General features: G+C 54.7%; 28 protein-coding genes. 23 read left to right on the forward strand and 5 right to left on the reverse strand.

The genetic code is table 11. From position 1 onward, the window contains the following. The first annotated feature begins 35 nt into the window (after positions 1 to 35). The 5 genes from ACIGCM_RS16200 (at position 36) to ACIGCM_RS16220 (ending at position 3,995) form a co-directional block, all read left to right on the forward strand. Positions 36 to 923 carry a LysR family transcriptional regulator gene (locus ACIGCM_RS16200; protein ID WP_397503096.1) on the forward strand — a complete coding sequence of 296 codons (888 nt, stop codon included), beginning with the start codon at positions 36 to 38 and terminating at the stop codon, positions 921 to 923. Between the two features lie 117 nt (positions 924 to 1,040). Then, positions 1,041 to 1,253 (forward strand): dodecin, encoded by a 213-nt coding sequence (locus ACIGCM_RS16205; RefSeq protein ID WP_397503097.1) that lies wholly within the window; start codon positions 1,041 to 1,043, stop codon positions 1,251 to 1,253. A gap of 170 nt (positions 1,254 to 1,423) precedes the next feature. Continuing rightward, complete coding sequence (locus ACIGCM_RS16210) at positions 1,424 to 2,356, forward strand: autotransporter domain-containing protein (RefSeq protein WP_397503098.1); 933 nt, start codon at positions 1,424 to 1,426, stop codon at positions 2,354 to 2,356. Between the two features lie 110 nt (positions 2,357 to 2,466). Continuing rightward, positions 2,467 to 3,462, forward strand: a complete 996-nt coding sequence (locus ACIGCM_RS16215) for an LLM class flavin-dependent oxidoreductase (protein WP_397503099.1) — start codon at positions 2,467 to 2,469, stop codon at positions 3,460 to 3,462. 107 nt (positions 3,463 to 3,569) lie between these two features. Further along, the gene (locus ACIGCM_RS16220) at positions 3,570 to 3,995 is read left to right on the forward strand and encodes an OsmC family protein (protein WP_397503100.1); all 426 of its coding nucleotides are present in this window, start codon (positions 3,570 to 3,572) and stop codon (positions 3,993 to 3,995) included. Between the two features lie 29 nt (positions 3,996 to 4,024). On the opposite strand, the gene ACIGCM_RS16225 is transcribed toward ACIGCM_RS16220, so the two are convergent. Both ACIGCM_RS16225 and ACIGCM_RS16230 read right to left on the reverse strand, forming a co-directional pair. Further along, on the reverse strand, positions 4,025 to 4,441 hold the full coding sequence (locus ACIGCM_RS16225) for a hypothetical protein (RefSeq protein WP_397503101.1): 417 nt from the start codon (positions 4,439 to 4,441) through the stop codon (positions 4,025 to 4,027). A gap of 52 nt (positions 4,442 to 4,493) precedes the next feature. Beyond that, complete coding sequence (locus ACIGCM_RS16230; RefSeq protein ID WP_397503102.1) at positions 4,494 to 4,910, reverse strand: hypothetical protein; 417 nt, start codon at positions 4,908 to 4,910, stop codon at positions 4,494 to 4,496. Positions 4,911 to 5,025: 115 nt separating this feature from the next. Between ACIGCM_RS16230 and ACIGCM_RS16235 the strand changes: the two genes are divergently transcribed. Together ACIGCM_RS16235 and ACIGCM_RS16240 are read left to right on the forward strand one after the other, a co-directional pair. Next, the gene (locus ACIGCM_RS16235) at positions 5,026 to 6,099 is read left to right on the forward strand and encodes an aminopeptidase (RefSeq protein ID WP_397503103.1); all 1,074 of its coding nucleotides are present in this window, start codon (positions 5,026 to 5,028) and stop codon (positions 6,097 to 6,099) included. Positions 6,100 to 6,181: 82 nt separating this feature from the next. Next, a complete protein-coding gene (locus tag ACIGCM_RS16240; protein WP_397503104.1) occupies positions 6,182 to 6,442 on the forward strand; it encodes a DUF1161 domain-containing protein in 261 nt (86 codons plus the stop codon). Here the strand turns inward: ACIGCM_RS16240 and ACIGCM_RS16245 are convergent. Continuing rightward, positions 6,439 to 7,104, reverse strand: a complete 666-nt coding sequence (locus ACIGCM_RS16245) for an HAD family hydrolase (protein ID WP_397503105.1) — start codon at positions 7,102 to 7,104, stop codon at positions 6,439 to 6,441. The two genes, ACIGCM_RS16240 and ACIGCM_RS16245, sit on opposite strands and share 4 nt — an antisense overlap. A gap of 235 nt (positions 7,105 to 7,339) precedes the next feature. Between ACIGCM_RS16245 and ACIGCM_RS16250 the strand changes: the two genes are divergently transcribed. Together ACIGCM_RS16250 and ACIGCM_RS16255 are read left to right on the forward strand one after the other, a co-directional pair. Further along, positions 7,340 to 8,653 (forward strand): sulfite oxidase, encoded by a 1,314-nt coding sequence (locus tag ACIGCM_RS16250; RefSeq protein ID WP_397503106.1) that lies wholly within the window; start codon positions 7,340 to 7,342, stop codon positions 8,651 to 8,653. 8 nt (positions 8,654 to 8,661) lie between these two features. Further along, a complete protein-coding gene (locus ACIGCM_RS16255) occupies positions 8,662 to 9,054 on the forward strand; it encodes a hypothetical protein (protein WP_397503107.1) in 393 nt (130 codons plus the stop codon). Positions 9,055 to 9,135: 81 nt separating this feature from the next. Here ACIGCM_RS16255 and ACIGCM_RS16260 read toward each other — a convergent pair whose 3' ends face one another. After that, positions 9,136 to 9,678 carry a gamma carbonic anhydrase family protein gene (locus tag ACIGCM_RS16260; protein ID WP_397503108.1) on the reverse strand — a complete coding sequence of 181 codons (543 nt, stop codon included), beginning with the start codon at positions 9,676 to 9,678 and terminating at the stop codon, positions 9,136 to 9,138. 402 nt (positions 9,679 to 10,080) lie between these two features. Between ACIGCM_RS16260 and prlC the strand changes: the two genes are divergently transcribed. From prlC to mazF, 4 genes are all read left to right on the forward strand, one after another. Then, positions 10,081 to 12,129: an oligopeptidase A gene (gene prlC / locus ACIGCM_RS16265; RefSeq protein WP_397503109.1), complete on the forward strand. Its 2,049-nt coding sequence runs from the start codon at positions 10,081 to 10,083 to the stop codon at positions 12,127 to 12,129. Further along, the gene (locus ACIGCM_RS16270) at positions 12,126 to 12,401 is read left to right on the forward strand and encodes a YheV family putative zinc ribbon protein (RefSeq protein WP_397503110.1); all 276 of its coding nucleotides are present in this window, start codon (positions 12,126 to 12,128) and stop codon (positions 12,399 to 12,401) included. Before prlC ends, ACIGCM_RS16270 begins: the two co-directional genes overlap by 4 nt. A 249-nt stretch (positions 12,402 to 12,650) precedes the next feature. Next, a complete protein-coding gene (locus ACIGCM_RS16275; protein WP_397503111.1) occupies positions 12,651 to 12,893 on the forward strand; it encodes an AbrB/MazE/SpoVT family DNA-binding domain-containing protein in 243 nt (80 codons plus the stop codon). Next, a complete protein-coding gene (gene mazF / locus ACIGCM_RS16280; RefSeq protein WP_397503112.1) occupies positions 12,893 to 13,231 on the forward strand; it encodes an endoribonuclease MazF in 339 nt (112 codons plus the stop codon). The genes ACIGCM_RS16275 and mazF overlap by 1 nt, the downstream gene beginning before the upstream one ends. Before the next feature lie 34 nt (positions 13,232 to 13,265). Here the strand turns inward: mazF and ACIGCM_RS16285 are convergent, their stop codons facing one another. After that, the gene (locus ACIGCM_RS16285) at positions 13,266 to 14,054 is read right to left on the reverse strand and encodes an AraC family transcriptional regulator (protein ID WP_397503113.1); all 789 of its coding nucleotides are present in this window, start codon (positions 14,052 to 14,054) and stop codon (positions 13,266 to 13,268) included. An 82-nt stretch (positions 14,055 to 14,136) separates the two neighbouring features. Here ACIGCM_RS16285 and ACIGCM_RS16290 point away from each other — a divergent pair, with 82 nt between their 5' ends. The 10 genes from ACIGCM_RS16290 (at position 14,137) to ACIGCM_RS16335 (ending at position 26,002) form a co-directional block, all read left to right on the forward strand. Continuing rightward, entirely contained in the window at positions 14,137 to 15,141 is a 1,005-nt protein-coding gene (locus ACIGCM_RS16290; RefSeq protein ID WP_397503114.1) for a bile acid:sodium symporter family protein, read from the forward strand. A 134-nt stretch (positions 15,142 to 15,275) separates the two neighbouring features. Further along, positions 15,276 to 16,334 carry a PA0069 family radical SAM protein gene (locus tag ACIGCM_RS16295; RefSeq protein WP_397503115.1) on the forward strand — a complete coding sequence of 353 codons (1,059 nt, stop codon included), beginning with the start codon at positions 15,276 to 15,278 and terminating at the stop codon, positions 16,332 to 16,334. 132 nt (positions 16,335 to 16,466) lie between these two features. Continuing rightward, positions 16,467 to 17,375, forward strand: coding sequence for an AraC family transcriptional regulator (locus ACIGCM_RS16300; RefSeq protein ID WP_397503116.1), 909 nt, complete (start codon positions 16,467 to 16,469; stop codon positions 17,373 to 17,375). A gap of 225 nt (positions 17,376 to 17,600) precedes the next feature. Continuing rightward, positions 17,601 to 18,911 carry an ABC transporter substrate-binding protein gene (locus ACIGCM_RS16305; protein WP_397503117.1) on the forward strand — a complete coding sequence of 437 codons (1,311 nt, stop codon included), beginning with the start codon at positions 17,601 to 17,603 and terminating at the stop codon, positions 18,909 to 18,911. 82 nt (positions 18,912 to 18,993) lie between these two features. Continuing rightward, positions 18,994 to 19,920, forward strand: a complete 927-nt coding sequence (locus ACIGCM_RS16310; protein WP_397503118.1) for a carbohydrate ABC transporter permease — start codon at positions 18,994 to 18,996, stop codon at positions 19,918 to 19,920. A 10-nt stretch (positions 19,921 to 19,930) separates the two neighbouring features. After that, positions 19,931 to 20,764, forward strand: a complete 834-nt coding sequence (locus ACIGCM_RS16315) for a carbohydrate ABC transporter permease (protein WP_397503119.1) — start codon at positions 19,931 to 19,933, stop codon at positions 20,762 to 20,764. Positions 20,765 to 20,779: 15 nt separating this feature from the next. After that, entirely contained in the window at positions 20,780 to 21,880 is a 1,101-nt protein-coding gene (locus ACIGCM_RS16320; protein WP_397503120.1) for an ABC transporter ATP-binding protein, read from the forward strand. 21 nt (positions 21,881 to 21,901) lie between these two features. Next, positions 21,902 to 23,383 (forward strand): mannitol dehydrogenase family protein, encoded by a 1,482-nt coding sequence (locus ACIGCM_RS16325; protein WP_397503121.1) that lies wholly within the window; start codon positions 21,902 to 21,904, stop codon positions 23,381 to 23,383. 107 nt (positions 23,384 to 23,490) lie between these two features. Next, positions 23,491 to 24,975, forward strand: coding sequence for a xylulokinase (gene xylB, locus ACIGCM_RS16330; protein WP_397503122.1), 1,485 nt, complete (start codon positions 23,491 to 23,493; stop codon positions 24,973 to 24,975). Between the two features lie 85 nt (positions 24,976 to 25,060). After that, positions 25,061 to 26,002, forward strand: coding sequence for a carbohydrate kinase (locus ACIGCM_RS16335; RefSeq protein WP_397503123.1), 942 nt, complete (start codon positions 25,061 to 25,063; stop codon positions 26,000 to 26,002). Positions 26,003 to 26,004: the final 2 nt, after the last annotated feature.

A 26,004-nucleotide genomic window follows, 5' to 3' on the forward strand; every position in this document is an offset into this window, starting at 1 on the left:
ATAAGATTGCCGAAACCTGTTAGGAAAACTCACAGATGAACCAAGACCTTCCGCCCTTAAATGCCCTGCGCGCCTTTGAAGCCGCTGCTCGTTTAAACAGCGTTAGTGCTGCCGCGGATGAGCTAAACGTAACCCATGGCGCTGTGAGCCGGCAAATAAAGACCTTGGAGGAGCACCTGGGTCTTGCTTTGTTCAGCAAAGAAGGCCGCGGCCTTAAACTCACAGATTCAGGCACGCGTTTACGTGACACCAGCTCAGAGCTTTTTGGACGACTGCGTCAGACCTGCGCCGAACTCAAACAAAGCCAAACCGAAGCACCTTTTGTCTTGGCTTGCCCCGGCAGCTTATTAGCCCGTTGGTTTATTCCGCGCCTCGACCGCCTCAATCGCGAACTTCCTGACTTACGCCTGCAACTTTCGGCCAGTGAAGGTGATTTGGACCCACGCGGCGCAACGGTGGATGCCACGCTATGGTTTGCCGAGCCCCCGTGGCCTGCAGATATGCGCGTTTTCGAGCTGGCAGCGGAACGAATCGGTCCGGTGGTCAGCCCACGCTATAGCCAGTTTAAACACCTAAACCAGGGCACAGCCGAAGACCTGCTCAAAGAGCCGCTGCTGCACACCACCTCACGCCCACAGGCGTGGCCAAGCTGGGCACAGAGCAATGCAATCGCCCCTGCCAGCCTGCGTTTGGGCCAAGGCTTTGAGCATTTGTACTATCTACTGGAAGCCGCAGCAGCTGGACTCGGTGTTGCTATCGCCCCGCAACAGTTAGTAGCGGATGACTTAGCCGCCGGGCGCTTGCTGGCACCTTGGGGCTTTGTCGAAACCTCGGCACGCTTGGCTTTATGGGTGCCGAAGCGGCAGTTAGATAAGCGCGCAGAACGCTTGGCGCAGTGGTTGGAGCAAGAATTATCCAACTGATTTGACGGTTCTTGCCTAGGCTTAAAGTGAACATTACGGTGATAGCGACATCAGTATTGATAAGTGCTTGATTGAGTTACCGCCTGATTGAGCCCCGATTTCACTAAGGAGTGGACCATGTCAGATCATATCTACAAGAAAGTTGAAGTTGTTGGATCATCCAAAACCAGCATCGACGATGCGATTAATAACGCGATTGCCGAATGCGCTAAATCGATTCGCAACCTCGACTGGTTTGAGGTGATCGAGACCCGCGGACACATCGAAGACGGCAAGGTTTGTCACTACCAAGTGACCCTAAAGGTCGGCTTCCGATTGAGCAGTAGCTAACTACCAATAGGTGCAGGCGGCTCTCGCCTGCACAAAACCACCTCAGTGAGTGATGTGTCTAGCATGGCGCTATGCGCTGACCTGCTGGGCTGTCCAATAGCCTGTAATTAGTTACTCCCTGCGCTTAATCCCGTCTAGAATTCAGGCGAATGGATTATTGAACCTCGACCATGGCCAAACTCGCTTGCCGATTTACCCTGCTCACGCTCATCACTGCACCTGTTGCTCACGCTGAACTCATGCTAGACCGTGGCGAGGTGGAAGATCGCGTCAATGGGGTGCTGTCTTTGATGTCCTACTCGATGACGCCCGACCTGGCCTCCAGCTCGCTGCAAATCAAAGATGGCAACAGTGGCAACCCAAGCATCAAGATGACTCAGCTTGGCGGCGGCGCGACAATGAGCAAGTCATTCCCGCTGTACCTGGAAGGCGCAGCGGCCTACAGCCGGTATGACCCACGCTTCGTCGCCACCGATGGCGCTGAGGAACGTGCCCTGCCGGTTAAATGGAACTCAGTGTCCGCAACCGGCGGGATCGGCTGGGATTTCCCCATCAGTGATGAAGTGGTGCTCCGCCCAATTGCCAGTGTGGGCTTGGGCTACATGACCAGCGACCTCAATGCAGCGCGAATATTCATCAACCGCAGAGCCGATAAACAAATCAAATTTCTCGACGACGGGCAGATGACTGCACTGGGCCTCGGCGGCGCAATGATGGTCGACTGGGAACGTGTACGCCCCGATTACGAAGCCGATATTGAATTGCGCTACAGCTACATGAATTTACAGCGGATCGCGGGCGATGATGCCATTACCGGCGAAGTTACCGCCGAAACAGCTAACATTTGGTCACGCTGGCGCGCCCCCACTGGCTGGGTGGTGATGCAGCGGCCACTGCGCTATGTGCTGGAGTTCTCTCATTCTGAATACCTCGGCGAGCAACGCGGCGCTTTGGGTTTTGACCGTTTGTCGACATTCGGTCTCGGTGTTGAGTTCGACTCCAGCGCTTATGACGTGTTTATCACCCGCACCCGCCTGGTTTTGCGGCATATGGTCGGCGACGACGTCTCAGGCTTGTCACTCGGGCTAGCCGTTAGCTTTTAGTCGCGTTCACTGCCCAAGGGGTTGGAATCGATAAGTTAATCCCCACTATTAAACTCAAGTATTGGCGCATTTATGCGTCGGACATTTGAGCTGATAAATAGGCACAGCAGATGACCGCTTTAGCAAACACTAAATTTTCTATCCTCGACCTAGCCCCTATTCGCGACGACGGCGATGCCAAGCAAGCCTTGAGTAACTCGTTGGCACTGGCCAAACATGCCGAGCAACTTGGTTTTAACCGGTTTTGGGTGGCCGAACACCATAATATGGACGGCATCGCCAGCTCGGCGACCTCGGTACTGTTGGGCTATCTGGCGGCCAACACCCAAAGCATTCGCTTGGGCTCAGGCGGGGTGATGCTGCCCAACCATGCACCGCTGGTTATCGCTGAACAGTTCGGCACACTGGCCACGCTTTACCCAGACAGGATTGACTTGGGCTTGGGCCGCGCACCCGGTGCCGATCAGTACACCGCCCACGCCCTGCGCCGTGACCGCAGCGGTAGTGCCGATGACTTCCCACGCGATGTTGAAGAGCTTCAAGGCTACCTCGGCCCACGCACACCTAATCAGCGTGTAGTCGCCATGCCTGGCAGCAACACCAATGTGCCAATCTGGCTGCTCGGCTCGAGCCTGTTCAGCGCCCAATTGGCAGGACAGAAAGGCTTACCTTATGCCTTCGCTTCGCATTTTGCGCCACGGATGATGCACGAAGCCATTCGTATCTACCGCGACCATTTCACACCGTCGGATGTTCTCGACAAACCTTATGTGATGCTCGGTGTCCCCTTAGTGGCCGCCCCTAGCGATGAGGAGGCTGAATATTTGGTGACTTCGGCCTACCAGCGGATTCTTTCGCTGATTCGCGGGCAGAGCCTGGTTCAGCGCGCGCCAGTCGAGAGCATGGACGGCTTGTGGCTGCCTCACGAGCGTAACGCTGTGGGTGAGTTCTTTGGTTTGGCCATGGTTGGCGGCCCGGAAAAGGTACGCGCCAAACTCGAAGTACTGCTTGAGCAAACTGGCGCCGATGAATTGATGTTCACCAGTGATCTCTATGACTTCACTGACCGCAAGCGCTCGTTCGAGATTCTCGCAGGCCTGCGCTAACCACACGTACTACCGGCGTTTAATTAACCGATATCCCCCGCCAACAAACGAACTTGTTGGCGAGGCGGCACTCTCAACTAGGTATCCCATAAAGCAGGAGACGTTTGATGAAGAAGACCGCATCGGCCCATTGGCAGGGCAGTATCAAACAGGGCAAAGGCACCATCTCAACTGAGAGCGGGGCATTGTCAAAAACACCTTACGGCTTTAACACGCGCTTCGAAAATGAGCCGGGAACCAACCCAGAAGAACTGATCGGTGCCGCCCACGCTGGCTGCTTCTCTATGGCGCTGTCGCTGCAGCTTGGCGAGGCAGGGATGACCGCTGAGAGCATCGACACCAAAGCAGAAGTGACCCTGGATAAAGACGGTGACGGCTTCTCGATCACCGCTGTTCACCTGACCTTGCACGCAAAAATCCCAGGTGCTGATCGCGCCGCTTTTGAAAAAGCGGTACAGAACGCTAAAACCGGTTGCCCGGTTTCGAAAGTGCTGAATGCGACCATCACCCTTGAAGCAACGCTCGACACCTAACAACGATTAGATGTCCGCAGGGTGGCTTGCTAGAAAGTACCGCAGCGCATGACGTCTGCTTTGGCAACGACATTGCGCTGCTCGTCATACAGCCAGCCTTGCGCTTCGCGCATCAACGGGCGAGCCTGCATTTGGTAGCGCTTGCCCGCTTCGAAGTTGTCATAGCGATAACGTAATTCGCAAGTCACCTGAATCGGCTCAGCCATGCCCGAGCTGCCGCCACCGGGTACGTCGAACATAAATCGCGCAGTCAGATCATGGGCACCCGGTGGCACTTGGAAATAACGTCCATCATTGAGGCGTTTATCATCAAGCTTATCGGCCATCAGCATGTAACCAGCGCTGGCATACAAATCGACCCAGGCCTGATCAGGCGATGGCGCAGGTAGATCAGATGCGCAGGCGGTGAGCGCAAGCGTGCAGGCAGTGAGTGCTATTCGATGCATGACATCACCTCGTCAATGCGTGAGTAAGGCACTGAGCATAGCGCCGTTTTCTTCATATTTGCCCACAACGGCCTTCGCGGGCGGTGCCTATCAATTGATCATTTGTATCAAATAGTTTGGCCCAGGGCCGAAAACCCACGTAGCCCGCCTCAAGGCGGTAGGTCTGCCCGGCAACAAAGTCATTGTATTTAACAGTCAACTCGCAGCTTCGCGGTAAGTCCGGTTCATCACCGCCCATATTGGTGGCGGCCACGTTGAAACGCACCTGTGCATGCAACTCATGAGTACCGGGGCTGACTTGAAAGAAGCGGTCGTCCTCCAGAGCTTTGCTATCGACCTTACTGGCAAGTAGCTGAATATCTTCATCGGCTTGCAGGTCTACCCAGGCTTCGCTGGGATCGTGGCTGGGCATAAGCATCGAACAACCACTGAGTAAAGCCAGACTGCTGACAGCCAATAATGCACGCATGCTTGGGCTCCGATTCTAATTATTGAGCGCTGGATTAGTACCAGCTGGGTTTAAGCTGAAATGCCTCTAATAAAGGGGCTGGCGGACGACCCGGCGGATGCAGTAGTGTCCTGCCATGCCACCTATTTATCGCTCTGTACTCGACCGCGTCCGACCAAGCTGGGTTCCATTACTGCTCATTGCTCTGCTGAGCGGTTGCTCCAGCATTGATTACTACAGCCAATTGCTCGACGGCCAAGTGGATGTATTGCAACGTCGCCAGGCTGTTTCTCAGCTCATCAGCGACCCCAATACCGATGCGCAACTACGCAAGCGCTTGGCCTTGTCGCAGCAGGCGCGCAGCTTTGCCAGCCAAGAACTGGCCCTGCCCGATAATCAAAGCTACCGGGTCTATGCCGATGTGCAGCGGCCATTCGTTGTCTGGAATGTCTTTGCCACGCCTGAGTTCTCGCTAAAACCTGAACTGCATTGTTTCCCCATCGCCGGCTGTGTGGCCTATCGCGGCTATTACCAGCAAGGACGTGCGCGCGGTGCGGCGGCGCTACTCAAGCAGCAAGGCTTGGATGTGTACATGGGCGGTGTCGAGGCTTATTCGACATTGGGCTGGTTCGATGACCCCTTACTCAACACCATGCTGCGCTGGAGTGATGAGCGTTTGGTCTCGGTGATTTTTCATGAGCTGGCCCATCAGCAGTTCTATGTTGCTGATGACACTGAGTTCAATGAATCCTTCGCAACTTTTGTGGAGCAACAAGGGCTGCGCCAGTGGCGAGCAGAGCGTGGCCAGCCCGCAGCAAACCCAACAGCTGATCAGCAACGCGAACAGTTCACCGAGCTCGTACTGGCAACTCGTGGGCGACTGGAAGCGCTGTACGCCAGTGGCAAATCAGTTGAACAGATGCGCCAAGGCAAACAAGCTGAGTTTCAACGCTTACGCACCGAGTACTACGAACTGCGTCAGCGTCGGTGGGGGGGCACCGGCCGTTATGATGGTTGGATCAATTCACCGATGAACAACGCCAAGTTGCTGCCCTTTGGCCTTTATGATCAATGGGTGCCGGCCTTTGCCAAACTGTTTAACGAAGCAGATGGCGACTGGCCAAGGTTCTATCAAAAGGTTGCGCAGCTCGGCGAATTACCAGCAGATGAGCGCAAGGCAGCGCTTGAACAACGGCTAATGGCGAATTAACAGCACAGCAGCCGAACTAGTTGTTGTTGCATGCGTCTAAATTATTCCTATTGAAAACCAATGCTCCCCAAGGCGGTGCATCATGTTAAGCAGGATCAAACCCCACACAGTTGTTGCCCTAATTACACTCGGCGCTGGTTTGCTGGGCAGCTTAAGCGCTCAGGCAGCGGTTAAGCCTTGTGACGAGCTCAAGCAGGAAATTGAGGTAAAGATTCAAGCCTCTGGCGTGCAGAGCTACACCTTGGAAGTCGTCCCCAACTCAGATGTTGAAGACGAAAACATGGTGGTCGGCAGCTGCGACGGCGGCACCAAGAAAATCATTTATCAGCGCAACGACGGCTAAGCCTGGTTCGTCAATGTGCTGCTGAATGCTTGATGCAACTCGCCAAGCGTCTGGAAATGATAGCGTGGCTGCTCATCGCTCAGCTCAGCGAAGCTACCAAAACCATAACCGACCGCAGCAGCATCTAAACCATTGCTGCGTGCGCCTATCAGGTCATGTTTACGGTCACCGATCATCAAGCATGCTTCTGGCGCTAAACCTTCTTGCTCAAGTAAGTGTGCAATCAACTCAACCTTATTGGTTCGTGTGCCGTCCAGCTCGCTGCCATATATCACCTTGAAGTGTTCGGCAAAACCGAAGTGCTGGGCAATTTTGGCCGCGAACACCTGTGGCTTGCTGGTGGCCACATACAGGGTGCGTTGCTGGCTATTGAGCAGGCTGAGCAACTGCGGGATACCCGTAAACATCTGGTTCTCATACAAGCCAACCTCAGCAAAACGCTCGCGATAAAAATTAACCGCCTGCCAGCCCGTCGCTTGATCGAGCGCATAGGTGCTCATGAAGCACTGCAACAGCGGCGGGCCGATAAAGTGCTCAAGCGCCTGTAGATCAGGCTCATCAATCCCCAGCTTGCTCAAGGCGTACTGCACCGATCGGGTAATACCTTCACGTGGGTCCGTGAGCGTACCGTCAAGGTCAAACAGGATGTTTTGATAATGCATTGAGCCGCCCACTAAGCGCCGTCTGAAAGAGCGCACACCATACAAAAAATAATGCGCCGAACAAACCAAAAGCCTCTTCAGAGTGATGCTCAAGGCCAGCATCTGGACCGAAAGACGATCCGAAATTGGCCATTGTGAAATTCGCCTTGGCCAACTAGGGTCAAGGGACACCCATGGCGTTCGGAAGCATTCTCGGTCGCCTCTGACAATAATAATTGGCAAGGAGAGGCCGAGTATGTCGAAAGACCAACCTGGCAATCATGAGTCACAGGGGCAAGACCCAATCGAGGCACCAAAGCTGCTTGAGGGTCGTGAGGCTGAGCCAAGCCGCCGCGGGTTTCTAAAACGCAGTAGCTTACTCGCCATGGCCTCTGCCCTAGGTGCAAGCATTCCATACGCCCGCTTCCTGCCCTTGGGTGTAATGCCTCTGGGGCTAGCGCAGGCTGCGGAACCCAATGGCATTGAAGGCAAAGATGGCCTAAAAGTGCTTAACGACCGGCCATTAAACGCCGAAACACCCGCCCACTTGCTCGATGATGAAGTCACCCCGGCGCGGCATTTGTTCGTACGCAATAACGGCATACCACCCGCAGTCAAAACATTGGATGTGGCCAACTGGAAACTGGAAATCGCCGGTGAATCATGTGTCACACCGACTACCTTCACCGTTGCGCAGTTGCAATCGCGCTTCAAGCACTATACCTACCAACTGGTGATCGAGTGCGGCGGCAATGGCCGCAGTGAATTCGTGCCCGCTGCCAGCGGCAACCAATGGACGGTCGGCGCTGTCGGCTGCCCAACCTTTACCGGGGTGCGCTTACGCGATGTACTCGAAGCCTGCGGGATTAAAAAAGATGCCGTTTACATAGGCTATTACGGTGCAGATACGCACCCAAGCGGTGACCCGACCAAGCACGCAATCTCACGTGGCGTACCGATGGATAAAGCACTGGAAGATCAGACGTTGATTGCTTGGGCGATGAATGACCAGCCCATTCCCTACCTCAATGGCCAGCCTTTGCGCTTGGTCTGCGGCGGCTGGCCAGCATCCACTTCGGGCAAATGGCTAAATAAGATTGTTGTGCGCAACAAGATTCACGATGGCAACAAGATGGCCGCGCCGTCCTATAGCATGCCTAAGTATCCAGTCGCACCGGGCAGCGAAGTGCCTGTCGAAGACATGCAGATTATTCAGTCGATGCCGGTCAAATCACTGATTACGTTCCCCAAATCCGGCATCAGCCAACCGCTTAAACAAAACCTGCAGGTTCGTGGCCACGCTTGGGCGGGCGATCTTGAAGTGAGCGAAGTACATGTTTCAACCGATTTCGGTATGACCTGGCAACCCGCAAAACTTAAGGCCCCGGTTAATCGCCTGGCATGGCAACACTGGAGCGCGGAGCTGAGCTTTAGTGAAAAAGGTTACTACGAAGTCTGGGCACGGGCCGTTGATAGCCAGGGCAAATCACAACCTATGCTGGTGCCGGGTTGGAACCCCAAGGGTTACCTGAACAACGCCTGCCACCGTATCGCCGTGCAGATAGTCTAGGAGGACCCATGGCCCATACAACCGCCCTGAGTCTGTTATTGATCGGACTATTATCAGGGACCGCCCAAGCGGCCGAAAGCGATGCCCAGGTCGACCCTGCCAGCGGTTTTATTATCGCGCCCGGCTGGGAAACCGTGCGCAATAATTGCACGGCTTGTCACTCAGCCAAACTGGTCACGCAGAATAGCGGCAGCCGCGAGCATTGGCTGTCACTGATTCGCTGGATGCAGGATAAGCAAGGGTTATGGCCCTTTGATGCAAAAACCGAAGACACCATTTTGGTTTATCTAAGCAGTAATTACGGCGCTAAACTCGAAACGCGCCGCCCAGCACTATTGGCCGAGCAACTGCCGGAAAACCCGCTGCGCAAACCTAAAGCTGCGCAACAGAAATCCAACTAAAAACTGCGCCGGACCCAAGGTATAAACCACGCATCCACAGCGTACGGTGTATACCTTGGGTCCAGTATTTACTGATGGCGCTTACTGCCCGTAGCCTTCCATCAAGTGCTGATCCTTCAGATTGACGTAATTTTTAGAGCTGTAGCAGAAATAGCTGCGCTCTTTGTCACTCAGCGCACGCACTTGCTTGGCTGGGCTACCTACATAGAGAAAACCACTTTCCAGCCGCTTGCCCGGCGGCACCAGACTACCGGCACCGAGCACCACTTCATCCTCGATCACGGCACCATCCATGACGATGCTGCCCATGCCAACCAATACCCGGCTGCCAATGCTGCAACCATGCAAGGTCACTTTGTGGGCGATGGTTACATCGTCGCCAATATTCAGCGGATAGCCAGCTGGGTTGAATGGGCCTGCGTGAGTAATGTGCAAAACACAGCCGTCTTGAATACTGGTGCGTTGGCCAATGCGGATGCTGTGCATGTCTGCGCGAATCACAGTCAGCGGCCAGACTGAGCTGTCATCGCCAATTTCAACATCGCCCAGCACCACAGCGGAGCTATCAACAAAAGCGCGCGCACCGAGTTGCGGAGTGAAGTGCTGGTAAGTTCGAATAGACACGATAGATTCCTCTTGGCTGCCAGGGTCTGTTGGCGTTTCATTCACGGCCGCGCCGGAGCCCGCTTTAGCGCGAGGCAAGGCACGAGACATGAAGTTTGGTGTTCCAAATGAGTGTCGAGAAACGCAGTATCGCGCGAAAACAGGCCCGGCCCTATGGGTTGCGCGTAAGATCTCGTCATGCAGTGTTGGAGAACTTGGCAAGGGAACAACCATTACCGGCATTCTCCGCCTAGCCTGACGAGATTTTACGCTGCAACGCTGCTCGCGATGAAACGTCAACAGACCCTAATACTCACGATTCTAATTAAGATGCTAAGCCTATGGGTTGTTAATTGGTCTTCTCGACCCAATAACTGAACCATCAGTTTTTTATTTTTGCCTTCAAACGACAGGTGCCTGCCCGTGACCGCTAGCAATCCGCTGCTCCAGAACTTTGATCTGCCGCCTTACTCAAGCATTCGCCCTGAGCATGTTGAACCAGCGGTCGATACCATTCTTGCTGAAAACCGCGCCGCCATCGCTGAGCTGCTCAAGCAGCATGCTGACGCGCCGAGTTGGGCTGGAATGGTGCTGGCGTTTGACGAGCTTAACTCACGTCTTGATCGGGCGTGGAGCCCAGTGAGTCACCTCAATGCGGTGCGCAACAACCCTGAATTGCGTCAGGCGTACGAGGCCTGTTTGCCGAAGCTGTCCGAATACTTCACCGAAATCGGCCAGAATCGCACCCTGTTTGAAGCCTACAAAGCCTTGTCGACCAGTCCTGAGTCGGCAACCTTTGATGTCGCGCAAAAAACCATCTTGCAGCACGCCCTGCGTGATTTCCGCTTGTCCGGTATTGACCTGCCAGAAGCAGAGCAACAGCGCTATGGCGCAATTCAAATGCGCCTCTCCGAGCTGGCCAGCCACTTCTCCAACCAACTGCTTGATGCCACTCAAGCCTGGAGCAAATTGGTTACCGACGAAGCGCAATTGCAGGGCATTACCGACTCGGCCAAGCAGCAAATGGCTGAAGCGGCCAAAGCCAAAGACCTCGAAGGCTGGCTGATTACGCTGGAGTTCCCAAGCTACTACGCCGTGATGACCTATGCCGACAACCGCGAGCTTCGCGAAGAGGTCTACGCCGCTTACTGCACTCGCGCGTCTGACCAAGGCCCAAATGCCGGGCAAAACGACAACAGCCCGGTAATGCAGGAAATTCTCGACCTGCGCCAAGAACTGGCCAAGCTGCTCGGTTTCGCTAACTACTCCGAGCTGAGCTTGTCGAGCAAGATGGCTGAAAATAATGAGCAAGTTTTGAGCTTTCTGCGCGATTTGGCTGTGCGCAGCAAGCCGTTTGCTGCTCAAGACCTCAAAGAGCTGCAAGCTTTTGCCGCCGAGCAAGGCTGCACCGATCTGCAAAGCTGGGATGCGGGTTACTACGGCGAAAAACTCCGCGAGCAACGCTACAGCATTTCGCAAGAGATCCTGCGGCCCTACTTCCCGACCGATAAAGTACTCACAGGCCTGTTCGCCATTGTTGAAAAACTTTATGGCATTCAGATCAAAGAACTCAGTGGTTTCGACACCTGGCATCCCGATGTCCGCCTGTTCGAAATCAGCGAAAACGGCCAGCATGTTGGGCGTTTCTTCTTTGACCTTTATGCACGCGCCAATAAGCGTGGCGGTGCGTGGATGGACGGCGCCCGTGACAAACGCCGCAGCGCTGCAGGTGAGTTAATCAGCCCGGTGGCCAATCTGGTGTGCAACTTCACCCCAGCGGTGGGCGACAAACCGGCCCTGCTGACCCACGATGAAGTCACGACCCTGTTCCACGAGTTCGGTCATGGCTTGCATCACTTGCTCACTCAAGTCGAGCACGCCGGTGCCTCAGGCATCAACGGTGTGGCGTGGGATGCAGTCGAGTTGCCAAGCCAGTTTATGGAAAACTGGTGCTGGGAACCGGAAGGTCTTTCATTGATTTCCGGGCATTACCAGACCGGCGAAGCATTGCCGCAAGACCTACTGAACAAGATGCTCGAAGCCAAAAACTTCCAATCAGGCCTGATGATGGTGCGCCAGTTGGAGTTTTCCTTATTTGACTTCGAAATGCATGCCACCCACGGTGACGGACGCAGCGTACTGGAGGTACTTGAAGGCATCCGCGCTGAGGTCTCAGTGATGCGGCCGCCACAGTACAACCGCTTCCCGAACGGCTTCGCGCATATCTTTGCCGGCGGTTATGCCGCAGGCTATTACAGCTACAAGTGGGCCGAAGTGCTGTCTGCCGATGCCTTCTCCAAGTTTGAAGAAGAAGGTGTATTCAACAGCGAAACCGGTCGGGCGTTCCGCCAAGCCATTCTGGCGCGCGGTGGCTCACAGGAACCGATGGTGCTGTTTGTTGATTTCCGCGGCCGTGAACCCAGCATCGATGCGCTGCTGCGTCACCTGGGCTTGAGTCAGGAGGCCGCATGACGGACAGCAACGCCCGCAAAAAACGCTTTATCGCCGGTGCCGTGTGCCCGGCGTGCAGCGCTACTGATACGGTAAAGATGTGGGACGAAGACGGCGTGCCACACCGCGAATGTGTGGCGTGCGGCTTTACCGACTTGCTAAACGCCCAAGGCCAGTCCGTGCCGATTGAGTTGGGCACACGGGTCAATAAAGTCGCAACTAAACCTGCTGAAAGCAAGGTGCAGACCGTACAGTTTTTCCCAAACCCAAAGCTGAAAAAGCCAGAGAAATAAGCTATCTGGCACTTGGTCTGTGGCGACAATGCAGTGGCAGGTGTGGCCTGCCTCTGTATAACCACAACCTGATATCGACCCAGTCTTAAGCGCAGCTGCATTTGCGTTGTCCATGCCTACAGTATTCGCGGCAGGATGTGGTCGGGTAGAGAACATCAGCACAGGCCACCACCAATCTGTATCGACACTGTTGATACGCCTGCAAAGATTCGCTACTGTATCTTCATTGTTGATACAGAGGGTCGTAGCGTGCAAGTTATTATCAAAAAATGGGGCAACAGTCCCTCGGTTCGCATCCCTGCCGCTGTGATGAAACTGGCAAAGCTATCGCTGGACACATTGGTGGACGTTCGCGTTGAAGATGGACGCATTATCATTGAGCCTGTCTATCCCCGTGAGATCGATCTGGATTCGCTAGTTGCAGGCATCACCACGGATAATCTGCACGCCGAGGCTGATTTTGATGCCCCCGTTGGCAAGGAAGCTTTCTGATGGTTCGCCGCTACATACCTGACTCAGGTGATATTGTTTGGCTCTACTTCGACCCACAAGCAGGGCATGAACAGGCAGGCCACCGCCCCGCATTAGTGCTCAGCCCAGCTACGTATAACCACAAAACAGGCTTAATGTTGTGCTGCCCCATGACGTCCCAGCTCAAAGGTTATCCTTTTGAGGTCGAGATTGATGGTGAACGTGCAGCTGCCGTCTTGGCGGATCAAGTCAAAAGCCTCGACTGGAAAGCTCACAAAGTTGAGTTCAAAGGCAAGGTTTCGCAGGTTGAACTGAGCGCCGTACGCGTGCGCGCCATCGCCCTGATAGGCAAGCCATAGGTTCTTGAGCACTGACGATCAAGCGCCTCGTCAACTAACGAAAAAACTCTCCCGGCGTAGCACCAAAGTGCTGCCTGAAGGCGGCAATAAAGGCTGAAATCGAATCATAGCCGCACGCCAAGGCAACATCGGTGACGCGTTCGCCTTGCTCCAGCGGTGCCAAGGCCCCAAGCAGTCGCAAACGCTGACGCCAAGCACGAAAAGTCAGCCCGGTGTCTTGTAAAAACAAGCGGCTCAAGGTGCGTTCCGACACCTGCAAATGTTCGCTCCATTGCGCCAGCGTGGCATGTTGCTCCGGGTTTTCCTGCAAGCTCAAGCAAAGCTTCTGTAAACGCAAGTCATGGGGCATTGGCAGCACCAGATCCACTTCTGCTGCAACGCGCAATTGATCAAGCAGCACATTGGCCAAGCGCCCGTCGGCTCCTGCTTCATCGTATTCCACCGGCACATCACTGAAACGATTGATCAGCTCACGCAACAACGGACTCACCGATAACACTCGGCACGTATCTGGTGCCCAGGCCACCACTGAACAGTCGATGTAAAGGCTGCGCATCTCAGTGCGCGAAGAACTGGAAACCTGATGCTCCAACCCCGCTGGCAGCCAGACCGCGCGCTGCGGCGGCGCGACAAAGCGCGCGTTGTCGGTCTGCACCTCAAGCACACCGGCAATGGCATAGGACAGCTGCACCCAGGGATGGCTGTGGCGGAAGGTCAGCGCCCGATTAGGCAGCGATTCAACACGGCCATAGAGCGGGCGCGGTAAGGCTTGAAGCTCCGGCAGCGAGCGATGAATAATCTGTTCTTGTCTGATTGGCGACATTCGCTGGCTCTTTGGCGTTAGTCGGAAAGCTGAGAACAGAGTAGTGTCTGCCTATAACTGTCTGCAAGCACGAGATTCGAACATGTCACTCAAGCGTTTTATGCCCGATAACTTCACCTGCGCCCTGATCGCAGTAGTCGCTATCGCCAGCCTGTTACCCGCCAGCGGCCAGACCGCCGTGGCCTTCAGTTGGATTACCAACGCGGCCATTGCTTTGCTGTTCTTTTTGCATGGCGCCAAGTTGTCACGTCAGGCGATTATTGCAGGCGCCAGCCACTGGCGTTTGCACCTGTTGGTATTCGCCTGCACTTTCGTCATGTTCCCGCTGCTGGGCTTGGCGCTCAAGCCAGTGCTCTCACCCATGGTGGGTAATGAGCTGTATTTGGGCATGCTGTATCTCTGTGCGTTACCGGCTACGGTGCAATCGGCCATTGCCTTCACTTCGCTGGCGCGTGGCAACATTCCTGCCGCTATTTGCAGCGCAGCAGCATCGAGCCTGTTCGGTATTTTCCTGACACCATTGCTGGTCGCATTGCTGATGAACGTGCAAGGGGATGGCGGGTCAACAGTAGATGCAATCGGCAAGATCACCCTGCAACTGCTGGTGCCCTTCGTCGCTGGCCAAATCGCCAGGAACTGGATTGGAGACTGGGTTGGCCGTAATAAAAACTGGCTGAAGTTCGTCGATCAAGGCTCAATTTTATTGGTGGTCTACACCGCATTCAGCGAGGCGGTAATCGAAGGTTTGTGGCATCAAGTGCCGCTGGTTGAACTGGCCGGCCTGGTGTTTGCCTGCTGCGTATTGCTGACCTTCTCGCTGCTCGGCACGCAGCTGCTGGGCAAATGGCTGGGCTTCAACATTGAAGATCGCATCACCATTGTGTTTTGTGGCTCAAAGAAAAGTCTGGCCACCGGCGTACCCATGGCGCAAGTGTTATTTGCCGGCAGCACCATTGGTTTGCTGATCTTGCCGCTGATGATTTTCCACCAAATTCAGCTCATGGTCTGTGCTGTACTTGCTCAACGCTATGCGCGGCGACCTGAAGTAACGGATCAGCTTGATACGGAGCCACCCCTGGTCCGTTAATGGCTGCTGTTGAGAGATCCCCTTTAATGCACCACTGATCAGCGGTGCATTAAAGGCGCTTGGCGTGGGTGTACTTTTAACTGTATAAATATACAGTTAATTACATCCCCCCAACCTGTGCATGGATCTCCGCGATGTCAGCCTCTCTACCTCCACGCGGGCGTGGTACGGCCAGCAACCCGTTTAACCGTTTCGCACCCACGCAGGTGATTGCGGCTGATGACGGCTGGTTCCAAGAAGTACCGCCAACCGCCGCCACCGAAGTGCGCCTTGAAACAGCCAAGAGCATCATCACCCGCAACCAGTCGCCTGACCTGCCCTTTGACCGCTCAATCAACCCCTATCGCGGTTGTGAACACGGTTGTATTTATTGCTACGCAAGGCCCAGCCATGCTTACTGGGATATGTCGCCGGGCATCGACTTTGAAACCAAACTGATCGCCAAGACCAACGCTGTTGCCCTGCTCGAACAGCAACTGAGTAAACCCGGATATCGCTGCGCACCAATCAATCTGGGGGCCAATACCGATCCTTATCAACCGATTGAGCGCCAGCACCTGCTCACACGCAAAATCCTCGAAGTGCTGCTGCGCTACCGCCATCCAGTGACTATTGTCACAAAAGGCTCAATGATTCTGCGCGACTTGGACATCCTCAGCGAGATGGCCAAACAACGACTGGTTTCTGTGATGATCAGCCTGACCACGCTGGACAACCAACTCAAGTGCATCATGGAGCCACGCGCAGCGTCACCGGCAGCGCGTTTGAGAGCGATCAGGGTCATGCGTGAGCAAGGCATTCCTGTTGGCGTGCTGTGCTCGCCAATGATCCCGATGATCAACGACATGGAGTTGGAAAAACTACTCGATGAAGCCAAGCAGGCTGGCGCGCAGAGCGCTTCCTATATGTTTGTGCGCTTACCGCGAGAAGTCGCACCGTTGTTCGAAGAGTGGCTGCACGCCCATTACCCACAGCGTGCTGAACATGTATTGAGCTTGATACGGCAAAGCCGCGATGGTGAACTCTACGACAGTCGTTTTGGCCATCGCTTTCGCGGAGAAGGCGCTTTTGCTGAGCTCTTGGCCAAACGCTTTGCCTTGGCCAAAAGGCGCTTTGGATTAAGCCAGCGAGACGACTTCAAGCTGGACTGCTCACAGTTCTGCCCGCCCGGGGGGCAATTGGCGCTGCTGTAGACAACCGCACGCCATCTATGCGGTCATAGGTCGTAATAGCAGACTGTGCTACAAAACCACTGAACCCCTGAGACAGTATCGTCACGCGCAGTGCTCAGGACCGTTTGGATAATTCACAAATAGCCAAACACTATGACTCGTATTGCCCGCGTAACAGACCCCTCGTATGAGCTAATGGACGATCACGGCGGTCACTCGCTGATTTATCGTCAGCATGGCTTTCCGAGTCCGCTGGTGCGCTGGCACTTCCATAAAGAATTCGAACTGCACCTGATTACCGCCAGTTCCGGCAAGGTATTTATCGGTGACTACATCGGCAACTTCGCGCCAAACAGCTTATTTCTGACGGGCCCCAATCTTCCGCATAACTGGATCAGCCAGCTCGACGAAGCAGATCAAGAAGTGACTGACCGCGATATGTTAGTGAACTTTACCCACGAAGTGCTTGGCAGTGGCACCAGTGTGTTTTCCGAGCTGGAAACCCTGACACCCCTATTGGCGCGGGCACAATTTGGTATTGAGTTCCATCACCCTCAAGTGATTGTTCAAGCGAAACAGCTGATGACCTCGATTGCGCAATCACAAGGCATCAAGCGGCTCGGGCACTTTTTGATTTTGCTTGAGCTGCTGGCTGAGACCGAGGATTACCAGCTGTTATCCGGGGTCACGTCTTCGCAATTGGCGGATGAAAACCATGTCGACCGCATTAGCCTTGCTGTGGATTACATCTTTAGCCATTACGCGCAGGAGCTAAACCAGGACGATGTGGCGGCGGTACTCGGCATTACACCTACTTACTTCTCGCGCTTCTTCAAGCAAGCAACCGGACGTGGCTTTGTTGAGTTCGTTAACCGCCTGCGGGTGAGTAAGTCATGCGAGTTACTGACGCGCAGTGACAAGCCCATTACCGACGTGTGCTTCGAGTCTGGCTTTAACAACATCTCAAACTTCAACCGGCGCTTCCAGCAGCTCAAGGGCATGACGCCTTCGCATTACCGAAAGCTGGTTGCTCATCGATTTTATGAAGCAAACCTGTACTGATTCATACCCCGCTAAAAAACAACATATATAGCAAAAACCCCTAATTTGCTGAGCCTTGAAGGGTTTTCTTTACTCGGCAATTATTTATTCAGTGCAAAAAAGTATCAGTATCTGTGCAGGCAAGGATTTGTTATGCCGCCCTTGCAGCGGTGTAATCGGGGCGAGCACGACAAAAATAATAGCGATCTTCTGTGGCCAGGACGGGAGCAGAAGAGGAGTCAATAAATGAATAAGTTATCTCTGGCATTTGCTGCCACCGCCTGTTTCTCGCTGTCTGGTTTAAGCCAAGCAGCTGAAACACTGACGATTGCTACGGTCAACAACAGCGACATGATCCGCATGCAGCGCCTGTCAAAGACCTTTGAGGCTGAGCATCCCGACATCAAACTGAAGTGGGTGGTGCTTGAAGAGAACGTATTACGCCAGCGCCTGACCACTGATATCGCCACTCAGGGTGGTCAGTTTGATGTGTTGACCATCGGCATGTATGAGGCTTCATTGTGGGGTGCCAAAGGTTGGCTCGAACCCATGACAGATCTCACTGCCGAATATGACCTCGACGATGTATTCCCTTCGGTCCGTGAAGGCCTGTCAGTCAAAGGCCAGCTCTACGCTTTGCCCTTCTACGCTGAAAGCTCAATTACCTATTACCGCACAGACCTGTTCAATGCTGCAGGCCTGAAGATGCCCGAGCGCCCGACGTGGAGCCAGATGGCAGCGTTTGCCGCCAAGTTGCATAACCCAGAAAAGGACCAATACGGAATTTGCCTACGCGGTAAAGCCGGTTGGGGCGAAAACATGGCGCTGATCAGCACCATCGCCAACTCATTTGGCGGGCGCTGGTTTGACGAAAGCTGGAAGCCCGAATTTACCGGTAGCGAGTGGAAGAATGCACTGAGTTTCTATGTCGACACCATGCAGAAATACGGCCCTCCCGGTGCCTCCAGCAATGGTTTCAATGAGAACCTGGCACTGTTCAACAGTGGCAAATGTGCAATGTGGGTAGACGCTAGCGTCGCTGGCTCCTTTGTCACCGACAAGAACCAAAGCAAAGTGGCCGAGGATGTCGGTTTCACCTTCGCGCCGACTGAAACCACCGATAAAGGTTCGTCTTGGTTGTACTCCTGGGCACTGGCAATCCCGGCCAGCTCCAAAGAAAAAGACGCGGCTAAAACCTTCAGCATGTGGGCAACCTCAAAGGCCTATTCCCAACTGGTTGCTAAAACCGACGGCATTGCCACTGTGCCGCCTGGCACCCGCACATCAACTTACTCTGACGAATACATGGCAGCAGCTCCCTTTGCCAAAGTCACGCTTGAATCACTGAAATCGATCGACCCCAGCAAGCCAACGCTCAAGCCGGTGCCCTATGTGGGTGTGCAGTTAGTGACCATTCCTGAATTCCAGGCTATTGGCACTCAGGTTGGCAAACTGTTTGCCGCTGCATTGACCGGTGGAATGACCGTCGAGCAGGCACTTCAGGGCGCACAAACTGCGACTGAACGGCAAATGAAGCGCTCGGGCTATCTGAAGTAATTCTCCTAGGCAGCCTCCCCCTTCGGCGCGGATATAGCGCCGGAGTCGGGCGTTGTTCAGCCTGCTCACTTTTGGAGTTGCCATGACTACTTCGGCCCTCGACACACACCCGCAACCTGCAGAACCGAAAGCCAAGAAGCGGGGGTTCAAAGTTGGCTGGTTCTTGATCAGCCCATCCGTATTGCTGTTGCTGCTTTGGATGGTCGTGCCGCTGGCCATGACCCTCTACTTTTCGACAATCCGCTACAACTTGCTGTACCCAGGTGAAGAAAATTTTGTCGGCCTGGAAAACTTTGAATACTTCCTGACCGACCCAGGCTTTATGCCCGGCGCGTTAAACACCCTGACGTTGGTCGGCAGCGTACTGCTGATCAGTGTGGTGTTCGGCGTGCTGATTTCAGCATTGCTTGAAGCGTGCGAGTTCTGGGGCCGTGGCATCGTGCGGGTCATGCTGATCTCACCCTTTTTCATCATGCCTACGGTCAGCGCACTGCTGTGGAAGAACCTGATTTTTCACCCGGTTTCAGGGATTCTCGCGGCGGTGTGGAAACTCTTTGGCGCGCAACCGGTGGACTGGCTGGCACAACACCCGCTGTTCTCAATCATCATGATTGTCTCTTGGCAATGGTTGCCGTTCGCCATTTTGATTCTGATGACTGCGATGCAATCGCTGGATCAAGAACAGAAGGAGGCTGCGCGTCTTGAAGGAGCGGGACCCATTGCGATTTTCTGGCACCTGACGCTGCCACATCTGGCTCGCCCGATTGCTGTGGTGGTGATGATTGAAACCATTTTCCTGCTGTCGATCTTTGCCGAAATTTTCACCACAACCAGCGGCGGCCCGGGCTTTGAGTCGACCAACCTGGCTTACCTGATCTACAACCAGGCGCTGCTGCAGTTTGATGTCGGCATGGCGTCGGCAGGCGGTTTGATCGCGGTTGTGATTGCCAACATTGCGGCGCTCGTGCTGATCAGACTGATCGGCAAAAGCCTCACAGACAAACAGTGAGGGCCTGACCATGCTGACCCTGAAACAAACACGTCGCCTACAGAGCTTCCTAGTGGGCTGCGCCGCCTGGCTGATTGCCGCGCTGATCTTCTTCCCGATTTTCTGGATGGTGCTGACCAGCTTTAAAACCGAGCTCGCAGCGATTGCCACGCCGCCGCAGTTTATTTTCACCCCAACCCTGGAAAACTACCTGCATATCAATGAGCGCAGCGACTATTTCAGCTACGCCTGGAACTCGGTACTGATCTCGTTTATAGCCACCGCACTGTGCATGCTGATTGCGGTGCCGGCAGCCTACTCGATGGCCTTCTTTGAGACCAAGCGCACTAAGGGCACATTGTTGTGGATGTTGTCGACCAAGATGCTCCCGCCGGTGGGTGTTTTGATGCCGATTTACTTGATCTGCAAGAGCTTAGGCATGCTTGATTCGCGCCTGGCGCTGATCGTGATTTACACCTTGATCAACCTGCCGATCATAATCTGGATGGTGTACACCTACTTCAAAGACATCCCGGTCGATATCCTCGAAGCGGCACGTTTGGATGGCGCAACCACGCGGCAGGAAATCAGTCGGGTACTGCTGCCAATCGCCCGTGGTGGCTTGGCCTCGACCATGCTGTTATCACTGATCTTGTGCTGGAACGAGGCGTTCTGGTCACTCAACCTGACCTCATCCGCAGCCGCGCCACTGACCGCTCTAGTCGCCTCCTACTCAAGCCCTGAAGGGCTGTTCTGGGCCAAGCTTTCAGCCGTTTCAACCTTGGCCTGTGCGCCGATTCTAATTCTTGGCTGGATCAGCCAGAAACAACTGGTACGTGGCCTGTCCTTCGGCGCCGTCAAATAACAAGAGGATTCTGCTATGGCTGATCTAAAAGTACGTAATCTGCAAAAAGCCTTTGAAGGGTTCTCGATCATCAAAGGTATCGACCTGGATATTCATGATCGCGAGTTCGTGGTGTTTGTCGGACCATCGGGTTGCGGTAAATCGACCCTGTTGCGCTTGATTGCAGGGCTCGAAGATGTCAGCAGCGGAACTCTTGAGCTCGATGGCAAAGACATCACCGAAGTCGCCCCAGCCAAACGTGACTTGGCCATGGTGTTTCAGACATACGCCTTGTATCCCCATATGACCGTGCGCAAAAATCTGTCCTTTGGTCTCGACCTCTCGGGCGCGCCCAAGCAAGAAGTTAAAGAGAAGGTTGAAAACGCAGCACGTATCCTCGAGCTCGATCCCTTACTGGAACGCAAACCCAAGCAATTATCCGGCGGGCAGCGCCAACGTGTAGCCATTGGTCGCGCGATTGTACGTAACCCGAAGATTTTTCTCTTCGATGAACCCCTCTCCAACCTCGATGCGGCGTTACGCGTACAGATGCGCCTAGAGTTGGCGCGCCTGCACCAGGAGCTGCAAGCGACAATGATCTACGTCACCCACGACCAAGTCGAGGCGATGACGCTAGCGACCAAAGTGGTGGTGCTCAACGGTGGCCGTGTTGAGCAAGTCGGCTCACCGCTTGAGCTCTATCACCATCCGGCCAACTTGTTTGTGGCCGGCTTCCTCGGTACTCCAACCATGGGCTTTTTAGCCGGGCAATTGGGGCAGACCGGTGCCGACACATCCGAGATCAAACTTGATGCCACCGCCAGTATCACTTTACCGCTGACAACACCGCTTGCCGCTGGCAGAAAGGTGACGCTTGGGATTCGTCCTGAGCACATGAATATCGTGCCAGCTGATGAAGGCGTTTTTAGCGTCACCGCCGATGTCAGCGAACGTCTCGGCAGTGACACTTACTGCCATGTCCGCACCCAATCAGGCGAAATGCTGACCGTGCGAGTACGTGGCGACTTCGCACCCAAATTCGGCGAAACCTTGAATATTGGCTTCGACCCTGCGCACTGCCATCTGTTTGATGACAAGGGGCAGGCCATCGACAAACGCACGCAATCAGCCGCTTAAGCCGCTGGCTAAGGAACTCCGATGAAACTCAATCGCCAGAATTTACCCAGGCTTGCAGCAGATATTGGCCAACCCAGTGAGCGCTTAGAGGCTGTAGCTGAAGGCATCGTCCATATCGGTGTCGGTGGCTTTCATCGAGCTCATCAGGCAGTCTATACCGATGCCCTGATTAACCAAGGTGAAGCGGCTGATTGGGGCATCTGCGGCGTCGGTTTGCGCGCAGAGGATCGCTCAATGCGCGATGCCTTGGCAGGGCAAGACTACCTGTACACACTGGTTCAACTGGCGGATGAGCCCGGCGCCGAGGTCCGCGTAATCGGCTCGATCCGCAACATGCTATTGGCTGATGACTCAGCACAGGCGCTGATCGACAAGCTCAGTGAGCCTCAGGTGAAAATCGTCTCGCTGACGATCACCGAAGGTGGCTATTGCATGGACGACAGCACGGGCGAGTTTATGTCTGACCTGGCGCAAATCCAGCATGATCTCGCGCACCCGCAAGCGCCACGCAGCGTCTTTGGTTTTCTCTGCGCCGCACTGGCCAACCGCCGTGCGGCGAACATTCCGGCCTTTACCCTGATGTCCTGCGATAACCTGCCGCACAACGGTTCGGTAACGCGCAAAGCCTTGCTCAGCTTTGCCCACCTGTTGAACCATGATCTGGCCAACTGGATTGATGCGCACGTCAGCTTCCCCAACGCCATGGTCGATCGCATTACACCGATGACCAAAGACAATCACCGCCAACAACTAGCAGCCGAGCACGGCCTTGAAGATGCCTGGCCAGTGGTCTGCGAACCCTTCGTGCAATGGGTCTTGGAAGACAAGTTTTGCAATGGCCGTCCAGCATGGGAAAAGGTCGGCGTACAGTTCACCGACGACGTCACACCCTATGAGGACATGAAGATCAAGCTGCTTAACGGCAGCCATCTGGCACTGACGTATCTGGGCTTTCTCAAGGGCTACCGCTTCGTTCACCAAACCATGAACGACGAGCTGATGCGCAACTACATCCGCCGCTTTATGGATGTGGATGTGACGCCGCAGTTGGCACCAGTTCCTGGTATCGATTTGAGTGCCTACAAAGACACCTTGATCGAGCGTTTTTCAAATCAGGCCATTGCCGACCAACTGGAGCGCGTGTGCTCAGATGGCTCGTCAAAATTCCCTAAATTTATCGTGCCGACCCTCAACCAGCTGATCGCCGAGGGTAAGCCCTTGGACTCTGCTGCGCTGGTCATTGCCGCATGGGCGCTGTACCTCAAAGAAGTGGACGAACAAGGCGAGCGCTACAGCATGATCGACCCGCGTGCAGATTATTGCCGCACGCTGGTCAGCGACGACGCACGACTGACTGAGCGTGTGTTAGGCGCCGAAAGCATCTTCGGCCCTGAGCTGACAGCATCGCCTGCGTTTGTTCAAGCCTTCGAGCGCAACCTGCAGCGGCTGCGCACCTTGGGTGTAAGCGGAACCTTGCAAGCACTGCTTGCGGATGAGGCATAGCGCTTATGAACAGCATGCGTTAGAGCCTTCTCCACTGGCTGACGCATCGCTCAAATTAGCATTGCGCTGAGCACTGAAACCTCGGCGGTACACGCGGTAAAACAACCATGTATTTAGGTATCGATTGCGGCACCCAAGGCACTAAAGCACTGATACTCAACCCAGAAACGGGTGAGGTTCTAGGTCAGGGCAGTGCTTTACACCGATTGATCAGCGGAGCAAACGGACGCCGCGAACAAGACGTTGATCAGTGGCTCATAGCGCTTGAACAGGCCACCCATGCAGCTTTACAGCAAGCTGGCATTTCGGGCCAAGCCATAAAAGGCATGGCGGTTTCAGGCCAGCAGCATGGTTTGGTATTACTCGATGAGCAAGGAACGGTTCTTCGCCCGGCCAAGCTCTGGTGCGACACCGAATCAACTGCCGAAAACCAGAGGCTACTCGATGACTTGGGCGGTGAAGCTGGTTCTATCGAACGCCTAGGTGTAGCAATCGCACCCGGTTACACGGTGTCCAAATTACTGTGGACACAGGCAAATCACCCTGAGCTATTTGCCCGTATTGCTCATATTCTGCTGCCCCACGACTACCTCAACTATTGGCTGACTGGGCGCTGCTGCAGTGAATATGGTGATGCCTCTGGCACGGGTTACTTCAACATTCGCACGCGTACGTGGGACTGTGAGCTGCTGGAGCATATAGACCCGAGCGGACGTCTAACCGCAGCGTTGCCAGAGCTAATCGACGCCGACCAGGCTGTTGGGACCTTGCGCACCGCGGCCGCCGAACGTCTGCAGTTAAACCCTGATGTCATCGTTGCCAGCGGCGGCGGGGACAATATGATGGGAGCCATTGGCACCGGTAATATTCGCTCTGGTGCAATCACTATGAGCCTTGGCACCTCAGGCACTTTATGTGCTTATGGCGACCAGCCCGTAATTAGCGCGCACCCACAAGTCGCTGCGTTCTGTTCCTCATCCGGTGGCTGGTTACCACTGATTTGCACCATGAACCTAACCAGTGCCAGCGGCTTGATTCAACAACTGCTGGCGCTCGATCTGAATGACTTTTCCAGCCTAGTAGAATCCGCTCCAATTGGCGCTGAAGGCCTGCTGATGATGCCGTTTTTCAACGGCGAACGCGTGCCAGCATTGCCCCATGCGACTGCCAGCTTAAGCGGCATGACCAGTGAAAACCTCAACCGCGCAAACCTCTGCCGTGCCGTGGTAGAAGGCACACTATTCAGCCTGCGTTACGGCCTTGACCTGTTGCGTGACAGTGGCATTGAGAGTCGCGATATCCGTTTGATTGGCGGCGCGGCTAAAAGCCCAATGTGGCGTCAAGCCGTTGCCGACATAATGGCCACGCCGCTGGTGTGCCCTGAACACACTGAAGCCGCAGCGCTCGGTGCGGCGATTCAAGCAGCGTGGTGCGTCGCCACACTCAAAGGCGAAGCAGTTTCACTCGAAAAGCTCTGCAACACCTGCGTAAGGCTTGATCAACACGCTCACACAAAACCAGACCCACAACGCAGCGCGCAATATGAGAGTGTTTATCAACGTTACTATGAACACCTGAAGCAGTATCAGTAAGTCATTTTCTGCTTGGTCGTGGTTACCCATTGGCTGAGCGCTTTTGCGGCCTGTGCATTTAACTACGCATCTGAGGGAGTCAAACATGTATCTGGTGTGTGGCGAAGCATTATTCGATTTTTTCAGTGTGGAGCCCAGCCCGCGCAATAGCGAGGTTGAGTTCAAGGCAGTTGCCGGTGGTTCGCCCTTCAATGTGGCAATTGGTTTACGTCGTCTGGGGGCTGAGTCTGCATTGTTCACCGGCATTTCGACCGACTATTTTGGCCTGCGGTTACGCCGTGTGCTAGCAGAGGAAGGGGTTGCCGATGACTACCTGATAGGCTCAGATGCTCCAACCACTTTAGCCATGGTTGGGCTTAATGAACAGGGCTCACCACACTACTCCTTTCGCGGTGAAGGTTGTGCAGACCGGCAAGTGGCCAGTGAACACTTACCCTCACTTGGCGCGCACGTTCGGGGCATCCATATCGGCTCGTACTCGTTGGTGGTAACGCCGGTGGCAGCTACATTTCTTGAGTTGGTCAAAGCTCATCACCAGCAACGCCTGATCAGTTACGACCCCAATGTTCGGCTTAACCCGCAACCCGATATTGCGCTGTGGAGACAGAGCGTGGAAACCTTCATCGGCTACGCCCACATGATTAAAGTCAGCGACGAAGACCTTGAACTGCTTTACCCAGAGCATGACCCATATGCTCTGGTTAACAGTTGGCTAACTGAACGTTGCCAGCTGATTTTTCTAACCCGCGGCAAGCAGGGTGCAAGCGTGTTCAGTTATCAACATGGTCATTGGGCGCTACCCGCAGCCAAAGTCATCACGCGCGATACCGTGGGCGCTGGCGATACATTTCAGGCCGCTCTACTCGCCTACCTACAGCGCAATCAGCTCGACTCTCCTGCAGCACTGCGCACCATCAGCCGTAATCAAATTAATACCATGCTCAAGCTGGCAGTGCAGGCATCGGCAATCACCTGCTCGCGTACAGGGCCTGATTTGCCTTTCTTGGCCGAGGTCGAAGGCCTCTAGTG

It is taken from the genome of Pseudomonas sp. NPDC078700, assembly GCF_044542375.1.
Lineage (GTDB): Bacteria > Pseudomonadota > Gammaproteobacteria > Pseudomonadales > Pseudomonadaceae > Aquipseudomonas.

What these genes read in the sequence shown, in the direction of transcription:
- ACIGCM_RS16290 (WP_397503114.1), top strand. Translation starts at nt 14,137, where the DNA reads ATGTCACTCAAGCGTTTTATGCCCGATAACTTCACCTGCGCCCTGATC.
- ACIGCM_RS16200 (WP_397503096.1), top strand. Translation starts at nt 36, where the DNA reads ATGAACCAAGACCTTCCGCCCTTAAATGCCCTGCGCGCCTTTGAAGCC.
- ACIGCM_RS16310 (WP_397503118.1), top strand. Translation starts at nt 18,994, where the DNA reads ATGACTACTTCGGCCCTCGACACACACCCGCAACCTGCAGAACCGAAA.
- ACIGCM_RS16315 (WP_397503119.1), top strand. Translation starts at nt 19,931, where the DNA reads ATGCTGACCCTGAAACAAACACGTCGCCTACAGAGCTTCCTAGTGGGC.
- ACIGCM_RS16220 (WP_397503100.1), top strand. Translation starts at nt 3,570, where the DNA reads ATGAAGAAGACCGCATCGGCCCATTGGCAGGGCAGTATCAAACAGGGC.
- mazF (WP_397503112.1), top strand. Translation starts at nt 12,893, where the DNA reads ATGGTTCGCCGCTACATACCTGACTCAGGTGATATTGTTTGGCTCTAC.
- ACIGCM_RS16305 (WP_397503117.1), top strand. Translation starts at nt 17,601, where the DNA reads ATGAATAAGTTATCTCTGGCATTTGCTGCCACCGCCTGTTTCTCGCTG.
- ACIGCM_RS16215 (WP_397503099.1), top strand. Translation starts at nt 2,467, where the DNA reads ATGACCGCTTTAGCAAACACTAAATTTTCTATCCTCGACCTAGCCCCT.
- ACIGCM_RS16285 (WP_397503113.1), bottom strand. Translation starts at nt 14,054, where the DNA reads ATGTCGCCAATCAGACAAGAACAGATTATTCATCGCTCGCTGCCGGAG.
- ACIGCM_RS16205 (WP_397503097.1), top strand. Translation starts at nt 1,041, where the DNA reads ATGTCAGATCATATCTACAAGAAAGTTGAAGTTGTTGGATCATCCAAA.
- ACIGCM_RS16325 (WP_397503121.1), top strand. Translation starts at nt 21,902, where the DNA reads ATGAAACTCAATCGCCAGAATTTACCCAGGCTTGCAGCAGATATTGGC.
- ACIGCM_RS16255 (WP_397503107.1), top strand. Translation starts at nt 8,662, where the DNA reads ATGGCCCATACAACCGCCCTGAGTCTGTTATTGATCGGACTATTATCA.
- ACIGCM_RS16245 (WP_397503105.1), bottom strand. Translation starts at nt 7,104, where the DNA reads ATGCATTATCAAAACATCCTGTTTGACCTTGACGGTACGCTCACGGAC.
- ACIGCM_RS16270 (WP_397503110.1), top strand. Translation starts at nt 12,126, where the DNA reads ATGACGGACAGCAACGCCCGCAAAAAACGCTTTATCGCCGGTGCCGTG.
- ACIGCM_RS16210 (WP_397503098.1), top strand. Translation starts at nt 1,424, where the DNA reads ATGGCCAAACTCGCTTGCCGATTTACCCTGCTCACGCTCATCACTGCA.
- ACIGCM_RS16250 (WP_397503106.1), top strand. Translation starts at nt 7,340, where the DNA reads ATGTCGAAAGACCAACCTGGCAATCATGAGTCACAGGGGCAAGACCCA.
- ACIGCM_RS16240 (WP_397503104.1), top strand. Translation starts at nt 6,182, where the DNA reads ATGTTAAGCAGGATCAAACCCCACACAGTTGTTGCCCTAATTACACTC.
- xylB (WP_397503122.1), top strand. Translation starts at nt 23,491, where the DNA reads ATGTATTTAGGTATCGATTGCGGCACCCAAGGCACTAAAGCACTGATA.
- ACIGCM_RS16295 (WP_397503115.1), top strand. Translation starts at nt 15,276, where the DNA reads ATGTCAGCCTCTCTACCTCCACGCGGGCGTGGTACGGCCAGCAACCCG.
- ACIGCM_RS16225 (WP_397503101.1), bottom strand. Translation starts at nt 4,441, where the DNA reads ATGCATCGAATAGCACTCACTGCCTGCACGCTTGCGCTCACCGCCTGC.
- ACIGCM_RS16300 (WP_397503116.1), top strand. Translation starts at nt 16,467, where the DNA reads ATGACTCGTATTGCCCGCGTAACAGACCCCTCGTATGAGCTAATGGAC.
- ACIGCM_RS16235 (WP_397503103.1), top strand. Translation starts at nt 5,026, where the DNA reads ATGCCACCTATTTATCGCTCTGTACTCGACCGCGTCCGACCAAGCTGG.
- ACIGCM_RS16230 (WP_397503102.1), bottom strand. Translation starts at nt 4,910, where the DNA reads ATGCGTGCATTATTGGCTGTCAGCAGTCTGGCTTTACTCAGTGGTTGT.
- ACIGCM_RS16335 (WP_397503123.1), top strand. Translation starts at nt 25,061, where the DNA reads ATGTATCTGGTGTGTGGCGAAGCATTATTCGATTTTTTCAGTGTGGAG.
- ACIGCM_RS16320 (WP_397503120.1), top strand. Translation starts at nt 20,780, where the DNA reads ATGGCTGATCTAAAAGTACGTAATCTGCAAAAAGCCTTTGAAGGGTTC.